A 12,480-nucleotide genomic window follows, 5' to 3' on the forward strand; every position below is an offset into this window, starting at 1 on the left:
ATGTTTACGCCGGACCGCTTCCACTGGTACGCCAGGCCCACCGGCGCCGGACCCCACGTGCCGGGAACCGCCGTCAGCTTCTGCCCGCTCACGGTACGGCCCGTGACCGTCGGAACCGGCGCAGCGGTCAACGCCAGCGGTGCCGTGACGGCCTTGGTGGCCGCACTGGTCTTCGCCGCCGTCGCGTACCCGGTTTTGGACCCTGTCACCGTGACCGTGATCGTCTTGCCGACATCACCGGAGGTCAGGACATACGTCGCGGCGGTCGCCCCGGAGATGTTTACGCCGGACCGCTTCCACTGGTACGCCAGGCCCACCGGCGCCGGACCCCACGTGCCGGGAACCGCCGTCAGCTTCTGCCCGCTCACGGTCGTACCCGTCACCGTCGGAACCGGCGCAGCCGTCAACGCCAGCGGCGCCGTGACGGCCTTGGTGGCCGCACTGGTCTTCGCCGCCGTCGCGTACCCGGTCTTGGACCCGGTCACCGTCACCGTGATCGTCTTGCCGACATCACCGGAGGTCAGGACATACGTCGCGGCGGTCGCCCCGGAGATGTTTACGCCGGACCGCTTCCACTGGTATGCCAGGCCCACTGGTGCCGGACCCCACGTGCCGGGAACCGCCGTCAGCTTCTGCCCGCTCACGGTCGTACCCGTGACCGTCGGAACCGGCGCGGCCGTCAACGCCAGCGGCGAGGTGCCGAAGGACAGCGCGCCCATGTCCGTGGTTTTACCGACAGCCACCGCGACCGCCGTTGCGCCGGCCTCGGTGGCTACGTTTCCGGAGTAGACCTTCGACCCGTCCGCGCCGGACCTCGCGGTGACAATGTATTTCCCGGTGCTGAGGCCCGGGATGCTGAACTTTCCATTAGCGTCGGTGGATCCTATGCGGGTGATAAGGCTTCCATCCCGGGTGTACGCCTGCACTCCGGTGTAGGGCAGGGGCTTTCCGGCCTTGTCTGCAAGTGTCCCGGTGATCCGGCCGCCCGTGACGAGGGTGGCGTTGATGTTCGATACCGATGCGTTTGCGCCGACGGTCACGAACTGGGCTGCACTTGACCCTGCGGATTCGGGCTTGTTGTTGTAGAACTGTGCCTCCCCGAGAGAGGAGCCGCTGGCACGGTTGAATGCCACTTTGTAGGATCCCGCCGCCAGACCGTTGATGCTGTAGGTTCCAGCAGCGTCGGCGTAGCCGTTCTTGACGACGGTTCCCGCGGAGTTCAGGATACTGACGGGGGTGCCCGTGGCGCCTCCGCCCGCGATCTTGCCACTGACGGTGGAGCCCTTGATCAGGACAGGGTTGACGCCTGTCAGGGCCTGCCCCGCCGCCACCGTCAGGATACGGGCAGTCGTGAAGGAGGCCGCCTTGTCATACCACTGGTCGGCCGCGCCCGTATTGTAGTTGGAAATGAACAACTTGTAGGATCCGGCAGCCAACCCAGCTACCTGGTAGCTGCCGTCTGGATTCACGTTCCCCTGGGCCACCATCGACGTCGAGGAGCCCGCCGCGTAGACCTGTACGGTCGTCGCCGTCACGGCACCGCCCTTCATTGGTGCCTTACTGAGTTCGACGCCGGGTGGGGCGGTGACTTTTCCACTGATGGTCGCGCCCTTCAGCAGGGTGGCATTGATGCCAGCCAGGTCCTGGCCCGCAGTCACGGTCACCGAGGTGGCGGTGTCCGAGGAGGATGCGTTCTTGTACCACTGGTCGGTGGCTCCGCCGGAGCCTGCTCTGAAGGCCAGCTTGTAGGATCCCGCCGGAAGGCCGATGATCTTGTAGCTGCCGTCCAGGCCAACCGAGCCGTAATAGCTTGGGTTCTGGTCTTGGGAGACTGCCGGAGAAGCCAGAACGAACATGCCGCTAGGACTGACGCCTGCCGGGGCGGTGACTTTTCCGCTGATCGTCGCGCCCTTGGCCAGGGTGACGTTCACGCCGGTGAGGTCCTGGCCGTTCGTCACAGTCACAGGACGGGCCTTGTAGGGCGAGTCTGCGTTCTGGTACCACTGTTCAACCGCGCCCGTGTTCCAGGCGGAGAACTGGAGCCGATAGGATCCCGCCGGCAGGCCGACGATCTTGTAGCTGCCGTCCGGTGCCGCATTCACGTACTGGTTCACGCGTGTCATTGAGGAGGCCAACCAGGTCGAGACCTGGATGGTGGAAACCGTGACGCCTGCCGGGACGGTGACTTTCCCGCTGATCGTGGCGCCTTTCACCAATGTGGCGTTAACCCCTGTTAGGTCCTGGCCCGTAGCTACGGTGACGGCCGTGGCCGCATCGAAGGAGGCGGCATTTTTGTACCACTGGTCCAGGGCGCCGGTGTTCCAGCCGGAGAACTGGAGCTTGTACGGTCCTGCCCGCAGCCCCGTGATCTTGTAGCTGCCGTCCGGAGCGAAGGTTGCCGTCCGTGTCTCTCGGCTGCCTTCTTGAGCCGCCGGAGAGGCGCCGACGTAGGCGTTCGAAAGGTCAACCCCCACCGGGGCGGTGACTTTTCCACTGATGGTGGCGCCCTTCACGAGGGTGCTGTTGATGCCGGTGAGGTTCTGACCGGCGGTGAGGGAGACTGCGGTGGCCGTCTCAAAGGAGGCCCCCTTCGGGTACCACTGGTCAAAGGTGCCAGAGTTCCAGCCGGAGAACCCGACCTTGTAGGACCCTGCCGGCAGGCCGATGATCTTGTAGCTGCCGTCCGGCGCCACCGTGGAAGATCGTCCCACCTGGTTTTGTGAGGCCGCCAAAGAGGCGCTGACTGAAACGTTGGAGAGGGTGACGCCTGCCGGTGCGGTGACTTTGCCGCTGATCGTTGCGGCCTTGACCAAAGTGGCGTTGATGCCGGTGATGGCCTGTCCGGTCGTGACGGTCACGGCCGTGGCCGTGTCAAAGGAGTCTGCGTTTTTGTACCACTGGTCCAGGGTGCCAGAATTCCAGCCCGTGAACTGGAGTTTGTAGGATCCCGCCGCCAGGCCCGTGATTTTATAGCTGCCATCCGCTGCCACGCTGGACATTCCCGCCTCGCGCCGCAAGGCCGTCGACGTGGCAACCACAGATAGGCTGGATGAACTTGCGCCGGCCGGAATTGTGACCTTTCCGCCGACCGTGGCGCCCTTGACCAGCGTGGCGTTGATGCCGGCGAGGGCCTGTCCGGCGGTGACGGTCACAGCAGTGGCGGTGTCATAGGAGGCTGCGTTTTTGTACCACTGCTCCTGGGCGCCGGTATTCAAGCCGGAGAACCGGAGCTTGTAGGATCCCGCGGGGAGGCCGTCGATTTTGTAGCTGCCATCGGCTCCGACGCTGGACTGGCCCACCTGGCTTTCAAACGCCGTCGTCAGGGCGTAAACATATGTGCCGTCGACTTTAACTCCGGCGGGAGCAGTTACCGTCCCCTGAATGGAAGCCGTGGCCGTATCGGCCGCGGTGGCTGGGACAGTACCCAGCATCAAAAGTATCGCCAGCACTGCGCTGATAAAGGCAGGCAGGCGGAATCTACTCGTCGTTGCGAGCATGTATTTCCCCCAAGTTCATGCGCCAGCAAAAGCGGCGCAACCAAAGTCTGCTGAACCAGACTTTGGAAATACTAACTCGGGATCTGAGAATTAACTATCCGTTGCTACGGTGCAACGGCCAGCAGGCAGTAAAAGTCTTATGAGCTGATTTCTGGTGCCCGCTTGCAGGGTGAATAAAGCGCCCACCAAAAACCGTTGGCTCCCGGACGACATCGGCATGCGCCGCAAATTCGACTGAGTCTAAAAAGGTTCATGGGCGGCCTGATGACCGTTGCCGGGAACGTTGTAACCGACGGCGGAGTCGGCGTCGGTCGCCCATCCACTGCGGGCCGCCCGGAGCGTGCACCGACCGCCTAAAGGCAGACCGCCTGTACCGTTCCCAGCCGCGGGCATATCCTGCAGGAAGACCGTCCCTGACCGACAGCACCGGGAGAAGACCCATGGAAATGCCGAAAGCGTCCGACGCCGACAAGGAGCACTTCCGCTCCGTGCTGCCCGACCACCCCGAGGTGGTCATCAAACCGATGTTCGGGAACCTCGGGGCGTTCGTGAACGGCAACATGTTCGCGGGCCTCTTCGGCCCCACCATCGGCGTCAAGCTGGCCGAGTCGGACAAAGAGGAACTTGAAAGCACCGAGCGGACTGTGCCGTTCGGCCCCGCCGAGCGGCCCATGGGCGGCTACACCGGACTGCCGGAGATCTGGAACGCCGAGGGCGACGGCGACGAGGCACGGGAAAAGGCCTGGGTGGAGAAGGCGTTCGAGCACGTGGCCGGGCTCCCCCCGAAGGCGCCCAAAGCCGCTAAGCCTCCGAAGGCGAACGCCGCGAAGCAGTAGCCATGCCCTCCCCCGTCGAAGGACCGGACAACGTGGTCGACACCATGGTGATCGGCGCGGGGCAGGCCGGGCTGGCCACGAGCTACTGGCTGAGCCGGGCCGGCGTCGAACATCTCCTGCTGGAGCAGCGGCCGGAACTGGGCGGCGCGTGGCAGGACCGGTGGGACTCGTTCTACCTGAACACGCCCAACTTTGCGTTCCTGCTGCCGGGACAGACATACGACGGTCCGGAGCCTGACGCGTTCCTGCACCGCGATGCGGTGATCGAGCTGTTCCGCGACTACGCCGATCGGATCGCGGCACCAGTGCAGTTGGGCACCGAGGTGACGCGGGTTGCCCGGGCGGACAGCGCCGCGGACCTCGCCGGGGCAAAAGGCGGCTTTGCCGTCCAAACCAGCCAGGGAGAGTGGCTGGCACGGAACGCCGTCCTCGCGAACGGCGCCTACCAGCGGCCGCGGATTCCGGCGTCGGCCGCCAAACTCCCCCGGCACATCCGCCAGCTGCACAGCCATGACTACCGCAACCCCGCGCAACTGCCCGACGGAGCGGTGCTGGTGGTGGGCACCGGGCAGTCCGGCGGGCAGATCACCGAGGACCTGCTCGCCGCCGGCCGGCAGGTGCACCTGTCCATGTCGGCCTGCCCCGAGGCGCCGCGGCGCTACCGCGGCCAGGACACGTTCTACTGGCTCCTGCAGGTCAACCTGCACGGGCCTGGCTACGGCATCAACGGCCTGCAGCGGGAGCAACTCCCCTCCCCCGCCGCGCGCTTCCTGTGCAATCCGCTGATCTCCGGCAACGACGGCGGCCACAGCATCCACCTGCGCGAACTGGGCCGCCGCGGCGTCCGGCTGCACGGCCACTTCGAGGGAACGGACGACGGCGCACTCGTCTTTAGCGACGACCTCCCCGAACGGCTGGCGCTGGTGGAGTCGGCGTTCGGCCAGCGGATGAAGCCGATGCTTGACACCTACATCGCCGCGGCCGGCATCGACGCGCCCGCCGCGGAGGCTGCGACCGCCGACGGCTGGCTGCCGGCCGAGTCAGGAGCCCGCCTCAATCTCGACGCCGAGGGCGTCACTTCCGTCATCTGGGCCACCGGCTACGGCCTGGACTTCAGTTTCCTGGAAATCCCCGTGCTCGACGCGTGGAACTACCCCCGCCACACCCGCGGCGTCACCGAAGTCCCCGGTCTCTACACCGTGGGGCTGCCGTGGCTCACCCGGCACGCGTCGTCAACGGTGGCGCTGGTCGGGGCGGACGCGGAGTACGTGGCAGGGCACATCGCCGCCCGGTGAGTTGCGGCGGTCGGCGGCGGGCGCCGCGATTCCGCGTGCCCGGGTTCAGGCGTCCGGTTCGGATGCTCCCTCAGCCGCCGGTTCATCCAGGGGAACGTAATCTCCGTGGCGGTGGACGATCTTCCATTCACCGTTTTCGCGGCGGTACACATGGGTAACGCGGAGCTTGGTGGAATGGGGCGGGCCTCCGTCCACGGACAGGTCTACGCGTTCAAAGCCCACCGTGTAGGCGAGGTCCCCGCTGGCTCCAGCCGCGAGGAGTTCAAAGCTGTAGGAGGTACAGTCGGAGAAGCGGGAGGCGAGCCAGCGGAACGTCCGGCTGAGCTTGTCCCACCCCGCCTCGGACATGCCCATCGCGCCAAGCAGCGTGACGGGTTCGTTGCGGGACCACAGCGCCATCCGAGGCTCAACGTCACCGTTGTGGATCGCGGTCTCGGCTGCTATCTGCCGGTCCAGCATGTCGGTCAGGAAATCCTCGAGTTCGCCCATGTCCGTCTCCTCCGCCGCCATCGAGGCGCAGCCTCGAGCAATACAGGGTTTGCGGTCACACTGGCAGTTCCCCGGTACGGCGTCAACGGTGGGGTGGCCTCAGGCCGCCCGAGTCGGGAGCCGCGCATTAGGTTATTGACCCCCGTTTGGGGCCGGAGTACTTTACGAATAGCCGTGCTGTAACCCGTTGAGGCGAGGGGCGAACCTCGTTTCTGAATCACGCCAAGGCAAACCGCGCGACGATGCTGCGTTGCCAAGGTGCATCCGGTCTCCGCCGCTGTGGAAGCCTGCGGCATAGGCTTTTGCCCGCCAAGATGCTGGGCCCCATCGGCTGCTTAACCAATCGGCCGGCACGACCCCAGCGGCCGCGCCCAGTTGCCCGGGCATGCCCGCCTGGGTGAATCGGAGTACACGGTGGACAACAGCTCTTTCCAGGCCCTCCAGGAGAAAGTGCGGGGCCAAGTCATCACGAGCGATCAGGCGGACTACGACACCGCGCGGGCCGTCTTCAACGGAATGATCGACAAACGCCCCGCAGCCATTCTGCGTGTGTCGCAAGTCGCTGACGTCATTGCAGGGGTGAATTTCGCCCGTGACACCGGCTTGGACCTGGCGCTGCGCGGCGGCGGCCACAGCGCGCCCGGGTTCGGGACCTGCGACGGCGGGCTCGTCATCGACTTCACAGACTGCCGGGGCGTGCGTGTGGATCCTGCCAACGGGACAGCACGGGCCGAAGCCGGCGTGACATGGGCGGACTTCAACCACGCCACAGGCGCATTCGGCCTTGCCACCACTGGAGGCATCATCGGATCAACGGGGGTTGCTGGACTGACTCTCGGCGGAGGCATCGGCTACCTCGCCCGCAAGTACGGGCTGTCGTGCGACAACCTGAAATCCGCCGACGTGGTGACCGCGGACGGGAAGTTTCTGGTCGCCAGCGACACGCAAAACGAGGACCTCTTCTGGGCCCTTCGCGGCGGGACCGGCAACTTCGGCGTCGTGACTTCCTTTGAGTTCAACCTTCACCCTGTGGATGTTCTCTACGGCGGAGTGATCATTTACGTTCTGGAGCACGCCGACGCCGTGGCACGGCTCTACCGGGAATACATCGCCACCGCACCGGAGGAAATGGGAGTGTTCCTGGGCTTCCACCAGGGACCGCCCGTCCCCTTCCTGCCCGAGGAGTATCACGGGAAGCCCGTGGTGGTGCTGGTGGGCGGCTGGGCAGGCCCACAGGACGAAGGGGAGCGTCAATGGCAGCCGTTCCTTGACGTTGCGCCCGTCGCCGGCTCCTTCCTGGGCCCCCTCCCCTACCCGGTTCTCAATACACTCTTCGACCCCATGTATACGAAGGGCCTGCAGGCCTACTGGAAGTCAGCGTTCCTGCCCCGCCTAACTGACGACGTCGTCCGGGTCGCCGAGAAGTTCGGCGCTGGCGTTCCGAGCGTCCAGACGGCCAACCACTTCTATCCCATTAACGGTGCCGTCCAGCGAGTCGGGCGCGACGAGACCGCGTTCCCGTACCGCGACGCCGACTTCGCCGTGGACATTGCCTGCCATTGGGAGGATCCAGCCGACAACGAGGCCAATAAGAAGTGGGTGCGCGACTACTACGCCGAGCTCCACCCCCTCGGATCCGGGGCGGGCTACGTGAACTTCCTCGACGCCGATGACCAGTCGAACATCGAGGACACCTACGCGGGGAACTACGCCCGCCTCGCCAAAGTCAAGGCCAAGTACGATCCCGGCAACCTCTTCCACATCAACCAAAACATCAAGCCTGCAGGCTGACACGCCTGACGCTCAGCCTCGTCCGGCTGGTCCGGTTCCCCGCTGACATGCGCCACGACTTCCTGGGCCCGGCCCGCGCGTTCGGCTTCTTCACCTTCATCGCCGGAACGAATGTGCTCGGCGTCCGCCTGGGGATGGCGGGATGGCCGGGTACGACGGCGGTGCTGCTCGTTCTTGCGGTGCTCGCCTGGGTGGTGCTCGGCTACGTCGTGCCGTGGACGGCTGTGCTGGGCAGGTCTGAGCGGCCCGTGGTGAAGGATGCCAAACGGCATCTGGTTCATCTGGTGGACGCCGTTGCAACCGGATTGCGGTCAGAGCGACTTCGTCGTGAAGAGAGAATCGCCGTGGACTTCGTCAGGTTCTATTTGCCCGGTTTCGACAAATCCGAGTTTGGCCAGCACACGGCGTGAAGCGGTGTTCCAGTCGCGGACTGTAGCCCAAAGCCGTGGGTAGCCCGAGGCCCGCGCCCGCTGGAGGACGGCCCACGAGGCCTCGGTCGCAAACCCCTGGCACCAGACCTTGCGGAGGAACTCGAAGGCGAGTTCCGGCTCTGCAGCTCGTCCCTGCCCGCTGGGAATTAGCCCGCAGTAGCCGATGACCTGCCCCGAACTCTTCTGCTCGGCGGCCAGCAACCCCGGGAAGGGGTGCCGGTCGTCACGGCGGATTCGGTCCGCGAGATCTTCGATCGTGGGGTGACCATCGGGACTGATGCGACGATGTGGAGGGACGCGAGGATCGCGCTCGGTCCACAGCTCGCGCTGGACTGCAGCATCAGATACACGCAATGGCCGAAGCAGCAGTCGATCGGTTTCGAAGACGACCTCGATCCGAGGCACTCGCGCATGGTCCATAGCGATAATTATGGACGCGCATAAGCAACGATTATCCGCACCCGGGCCGTCTCTCAATGGTCGTGCCAGTTCGGGAACCTGCTCGCAGGCACGGGAATGCACGCTGAGGGAGCGGTGGAAGTCGTTCGCGCTCCATCGGATGCACTGGTCGTTGTGGAAGGCATGTTCCTGCACCGGATGAACTCGCCTCCTACTGGGATGCTTCGGTATTCCTGGACGTTCCGTTCACCGAAACCGCGGCACGAATGGCAGTTCGGAACGGCAGCAACCCCGACCCCGAGCACCCAACGATGCGCCGGTACGTCGGCGGACAGCGCCTCTACTTCGACGCTGCACGGCCCTGGGAACGTGCCACGTTCGTCGTGGATAACTCGGATTTCACTTCACCGAAGGTCATTCGTCCCGGCATGGTTTCAACTGTCGGTCGCGGCTTTCTTCATGACGACGCGAGGCCAGGCGTGTAAACCATGAGCCTTCTCCGCTTCCAGGATCTGGCGAATGTCTTCCATGCACTGTTGTTCGGGTAGCTGCACGAAGCCTAAGCGGCTGTAGTAAGGGGCATTCCACGGAACATCTCGGAAGGTTGTCAGGGTCACCCCTTGTAGCTTACGTTCTACAGCCCAGCGGGCCGCCTCCTCGATCAGCGCCCCTCCAACACCCTGCCGGGCGTGGTCAGGGTGAACGCTGACCTGCGAGATGTGGGCGTGCCCGTCCGCGATCTCAACCAAGATGTATGCGATCGGCTCGCCGCAGGAATTGGTTGCGACCCACGCCCTGCCGTCGCGCTGGTAAGTGGCCAAGGCGTCCAACGACGGCGGTGCATCGTCTGCGACGGCAGCCATGCCAATCTGCCGGAATGCTTCGCCGGCAGCGGTTTCGATGTCGCGCAAGCGGGGCAGGTCGTCGTTTCTCGCCGGTCTGATCAAGAGATCCACTTCGCTGCTTCTGGCCGGTGCTCGTCTTGCGCCAAGGCGGCGGTCAGTTCTTCTTCAGTTCCTCGGCGAGCATCACGAGGATGCCGCTGGGACCGCGGACGTAGGTGAGCTTGTAAACGTCCTCATAGGTCGCCACGCCGCGTAGCGGATGGCATCCGTGCTTCGCGGCTATCTCCAGGGCTTTGTCGATGTCGTCTACTGAGAACGCGACGCGGTGCATGCCAATCTCGTTGGGACGAGTGGGCTCCGACTCGATCGCTTCGGGGTGAATGTACTCGAAGAGCTCAAGACGACCGTGGCCGTCTGGCGTCTGGAGCATCGCAATGTTGGCGTGGTTGCCGTCAAGGCCGACGGCAGTGTCGGTCCACTCGCCGCTGACCGTGTCACGGCCGACGACCGTGAGGCCGAGGTCGGTGAAAAAAGAGATCGTTGCTTCGAGGTCGCGGACGGCGATGCCGACGTTCTCAAGTTTGATGGCCATGCGTTGCATGCTACCGAGCCGGGCGGAATAGCTCCAGAGGTCTCGGAGCTCCCGGCTGACGACCGCCACGGGACGGCTTGACTCCGCACTATGGTTCATAGTTGAAGATGACGCTATGACACTTCTCAACGCCTTGCGCGTCGTTCGCTTATCGGCTCTCTACGACCTTGTCGTCACCGCGGGGTTCGCCTTCGCCGTGACGGCCACGGTCATTTTCGACGGTCTCGGTGCGCTCCATAACAACCTCGGCCTGGCCGGTTCAACACCGGACCCTGGCGACCCGTTTACGGTGATGTTCGCGAACCTGATGGGGAGCGTCGTGACCGTATGGGCGCTCTTCCGCATCCTGCGTCCGTCACTGGCAGCGGGAGCGGCTGACGTGGGAGCACGTGTGCTGTTCTCGCTCGGGATGTCTGCCGCCCTCGTGCAGGGGGCGTCACCGCTCCTGCTCCTCATGCTCATCCTTGAGATTGTCTGGGCTCTGGCTCAGGGTATTGCGCTTCTCGCAGCCCGTCGTGCCGGAACCCTGAATCGGTCGTCCGCCGACAAAGTTCCACCAATCGCGGCGGGGTCCTAGGCTTCGAGTATGCGAATTGCGGAACTTGCCGGGCGGGCACGAGTGAAGGTTTCCACCGTGCGCTTCTATGAGCGCCGCGGAGTTCTTGCCCAACCCCCGCGTACCACGGGCGGGTATCGAGATTATGACGACAAGGCGCTCAGCCAATTGCGGTTCCTTCGACGCGGCCAGGAACTCGGCTTCACTCTCACTGAGCTGACAGACTTCACCGCGATGTCCGCCGGGCTGCGGTCCGGAGTTATCGATGTGGGCTCGGTAACCGCCGCCGCGGTCGACAAGCTCCAGGAAATCGATGCCCGGATCCAGGACCTGCAGCGCACGCGGGACGCTCTCCAGATGCTCCTGCACCAGCAGTGCATCGATCCGACTGAGGAATGTCCGATCGTGCAAGCACTCGGAGTCGATTCGTCGACGCTTTGACTCGTAGCAGGAATGCTCCGCCAGTTTTTCTGGCGGAGCACTCGTGCCAAGGCTCTGACTACCGGACGGCCCTGTCTGCGTTCACGCGGCCTTTCGCCCAGAAGGTGCCCGTGCCGGAAATCTTGTCGGCCGTTGATTCGACGTTGGCGCGGACTGACGTGTTCGTGGCACCGGGGTGGGAGCTCCAGGCAAGCGCGGCCGTTGCAGCGACGATGGCTGAGGACATTGAGGTCCCGTTTCCGACGTCGTAGCCGAAGGAGCGCTGGTTCTGCGTCCCGAGGACAAATGTGTGGTTCGGGAAGGTTGAGTAGACGTTGACGCCGGGCGCTGCTACGTCCACCCAGCTGGTTCCGTAGGTGGAGAACGATGCTTTGGCGTCGGCGTTGTCGGTAGCGGCGACGGCAATGACGTTGGGGTACGCTCCGGGGTAGATCTTGCTCTGGTTGCCGCCGTTGCCTGCCGCCGCAACGAGCACCACACCCTTGCTCCAGGCGTTATTGATGGCCGTCTCGAGGGTGCGTGAGGCGCGCACTCCCAGGCTCATATTGATCACTTTCGCGCCGTTACTGACCGCCCAGTTGATCCCGTTCGCCAGGCCCGAGCTGGATCCAACTCCGCTGTCGTTGAGCACCTTTCCGGCCAGGACCGTGCAACCCGGACACACTCCCGCGACACCGATGGTGTTGTTGGAGCTGGCGCCGACGATCCCGGCCACGTGGGTGCCGTGACCGTAGTTGTCTTCATTGGTGGCCGCGTTGCTGAAGTTGGCCCGCAGCACAACCTTCGGGTTGATGTCGGGGTTGTCGCTAGCAACACCGGAATCGAGGACAGCCACTTTGATGCCGGTCGCGGTGGTGATGTTCCATGCTTCGACGGCGTCCACATCGGCGTCCGGTTTGGACCCGGCCACCGTAAGCGTGCCGGCAGTGTTAGTGAATGATTGGCCCGTGTTTTGCAGGGCGTACTGCCGGGGGAAGTACTGGTCATTTGTCGCGGCACCGACCTGCTCGTCCCGCTCGGCGTACTCGACCGCCGGGTTGCGGCTCAGAGCCTCGATGAGCTGGGTTTCTTTGCCGGCCGGTACCTTGACGACATGGGCGCCGGTGCTGCCGATACCAGCGCCCTCACTCAGGGCATGCTGGCGTAGTACGGCGGCTGCCGCGCTGTTATCGCGGAACTTGACGATGATCTGGCCTGTGATTCGTTGCGGCTCCGTTGCCGCGTTGCCCGGGACTGCTGCGGTGAGCGCACCGAACCCCAGGGCTACCGCAGCGAAGCTGGCAATAACGAGATTTTTCATACGGAGCA

General features: G+C 64.6%; 12 protein-coding genes. 6 read left to right on the forward strand and 6 right to left on the reverse strand.

Annotated elements, in window-relative coordinates:
* Nucleotides 1-3,431 (reverse strand): beta strand repeat-containing protein (locus ACFVVK_RS12270; protein WP_390266876.1); only part of this gene is annotated, 3,431 nt, incomplete at its 3' end.
* Nucleotides 3,432-3,937: 506 nt separating this feature from the next.
* Between ACFVVK_RS12270 and ACFVVK_RS12275 the strand changes: the two genes are divergently transcribed.
* Together ACFVVK_RS12275 and ACFVVK_RS12280 are read left to right on the forward strand one after the other, a co-directional pair.
* A complete protein-coding gene (locus tag ACFVVK_RS12275; protein WP_390266879.1) occupies nt 3,938-4,333 on the forward strand; it encodes a TfoX/Sxy family protein in 396 nt (131 codons plus the stop codon).
* 2 nt (nt 4,334-4,335) lie between these two features.
* On the forward strand, nt 4,336-5,628 hold the full coding sequence (locus ACFVVK_RS12280; RefSeq protein ID WP_390266882.1) for a flavin-containing monooxygenase: 1,293 nt from the start codon (nt 4,336-4,338) through the stop codon (nt 5,626-5,628).
* 45 nt (nt 5,629-5,673) lie between these two features.
* Here ACFVVK_RS12280 and ACFVVK_RS12285 read toward each other — a convergent pair whose 3' ends face one another.
* Nucleotides 5,674-6,117: a YybH family protein gene (locus ACFVVK_RS12285; RefSeq protein WP_390266885.1), complete on the reverse strand. Its 444-nt coding sequence runs from the start codon at nt 6,115-6,117 to the stop codon at nt 5,674-5,676.
* Nucleotides 6,118-6,531: 414 nt separating this feature from the next.
* Here ACFVVK_RS12285 and ACFVVK_RS12290 point away from each other — a divergent pair, with 414 nt between their 5' ends.
* On the forward strand, nt 6,532-7,908 hold the full coding sequence (locus tag ACFVVK_RS12290; RefSeq protein WP_390266888.1) for an FAD-binding oxidoreductase: 1,377 nt from the start codon (nt 6,532-6,534) through the stop codon (nt 7,906-7,908).
* A gap of 47 nt (nt 7,909-7,955) precedes the next feature.
* Nucleotides 7,956-8,318, forward strand: a complete 363-nt coding sequence (locus tag ACFVVK_RS12295) for a hypothetical protein (RefSeq protein ID WP_390266891.1) — start codon at nt 7,956-7,958, stop codon at nt 8,316-8,318.
* On the opposite strand, the gene ACFVVK_RS12300 is transcribed toward ACFVVK_RS12295, so the two are convergent.
* From ACFVVK_RS12300 to ACFVVK_RS12310, 3 genes are all read right to left on the reverse strand, one after another.
* On the reverse strand, nt 8,220-8,759 hold the full coding sequence (locus ACFVVK_RS12300) for a GNAT family N-acetyltransferase (RefSeq protein ID WP_390266894.1): 540 nt from the start codon (nt 8,757-8,759) through the stop codon (nt 8,220-8,222). The genes ACFVVK_RS12295 and ACFVVK_RS12300 overlap by 99 nt on opposite strands.
* 413 nt (nt 8,760-9,172) lie before the next feature.
* On the reverse strand, nt 9,173-9,694 hold the full coding sequence (locus ACFVVK_RS12305; RefSeq protein WP_390266897.1) for a GNAT family N-acetyltransferase: 522 nt from the start codon (nt 9,692-9,694) through the stop codon (nt 9,173-9,175).
* A 43-nt stretch (nt 9,695-9,737) separates the two neighbouring features.
* On the reverse strand, nt 9,738-10,175 hold the full coding sequence (locus ACFVVK_RS12310) for a VOC family protein (RefSeq protein WP_390266900.1): 438 nt from the start codon (nt 10,173-10,175) through the stop codon (nt 9,738-9,740).
* Nucleotides 10,176-10,290: 115 nt separating this feature from the next.
* Here ACFVVK_RS12310 and ACFVVK_RS12315 point away from each other — a divergent pair, with 115 nt between their 5' ends.
* Nucleotides 10,291-10,752: a hypothetical protein gene (locus ACFVVK_RS12315; RefSeq protein WP_390266902.1), complete on the forward strand. Its 462-nt coding sequence runs from the start codon at nt 10,291-10,293 to the stop codon at nt 10,750-10,752.
* Nucleotides 10,753-10,761: 9 nt separating this feature from the next.
* A complete protein-coding gene (locus tag ACFVVK_RS12320; protein WP_390266905.1) occupies nt 10,762-11,172 on the forward strand; it encodes a MerR family transcriptional regulator in 411 nt (136 codons plus the stop codon).
* A 58-nt stretch (nt 11,173-11,230) separates the two neighbouring features.
* Here ACFVVK_RS12320 and ACFVVK_RS12325 read toward each other — a convergent pair whose 3' ends face one another.
* Nucleotides 11,231-12,472: a S8 family serine peptidase gene (locus ACFVVK_RS12325; protein WP_390266908.1), complete on the reverse strand. Its 1,242-nt coding sequence runs from the start codon at nt 12,470-12,472 to the stop codon at nt 11,231-11,233.
* Nucleotides 12,473-12,480 lie beyond the last annotated feature (8 nt).

The organism is Arthrobacter sp. NPDC058192 (genome assembly GCF_042883665.1).
Lineage (GTDB): Bacteria > Actinomycetota > Actinomycetes > Actinomycetales > Micrococcaceae > Arthrobacter.

Bases quoted from the DNA above. Each gene is read 5' to 3' on its own strand.
- ACFVVK_RS12275 (WP_390266879.1), top strand. From the start codon at position 3,938: ATGGAAATGCCGAAAGCGTCCGACGCCGACAAGGAGCACTTCCGCTCC.
- ACFVVK_RS12280 (WP_390266882.1), top strand. From the start codon at position 4,336: ATGCCCTCCCCCGTCGAAGGACCGGACAACGTGGTCGACACCATGGTG.
- ACFVVK_RS12285 (WP_390266885.1), bottom strand. From the start codon at position 6,117: ATGGGCGAACTCGAGGATTTCCTGACCGACATGCTGGACCGGCAGATA.
- ACFVVK_RS12295 (WP_390266891.1), top strand. From the start codon at position 7,956: ATGCGCCACGACTTCCTGGGCCCGGCCCGCGCGTTCGGCTTCTTCACC.
- ACFVVK_RS12300 (WP_390266894.1), bottom strand. From the start codon at position 8,759: ATGGACCATGCGCGAGTGCCTCGGATCGAGGTCGTCTTCGAAACCGAT.
- ACFVVK_RS12310 (WP_390266900.1), bottom strand. From the start codon at position 10,175: ATGGCCATCAAACTTGAGAACGTCGGCATCGCCGTCCGCGACCTCGAA.
- ACFVVK_RS12315 (WP_390266902.1), top strand. From the start codon at position 10,291: ATGACACTTCTCAACGCCTTGCGCGTCGTTCGCTTATCGGCTCTCTAC.
- ACFVVK_RS12320 (WP_390266905.1), top strand. From the start codon at position 10,762: ATGCGAATTGCGGAACTTGCCGGGCGGGCACGAGTGAAGGTTTCCACC.
- ACFVVK_RS12325 (WP_390266908.1), bottom strand. From the start codon at position 12,472: ATGAAAAATCTCGTTATTGCCAGCTTCGCTGCGGTAGCCCTGGGGTTC.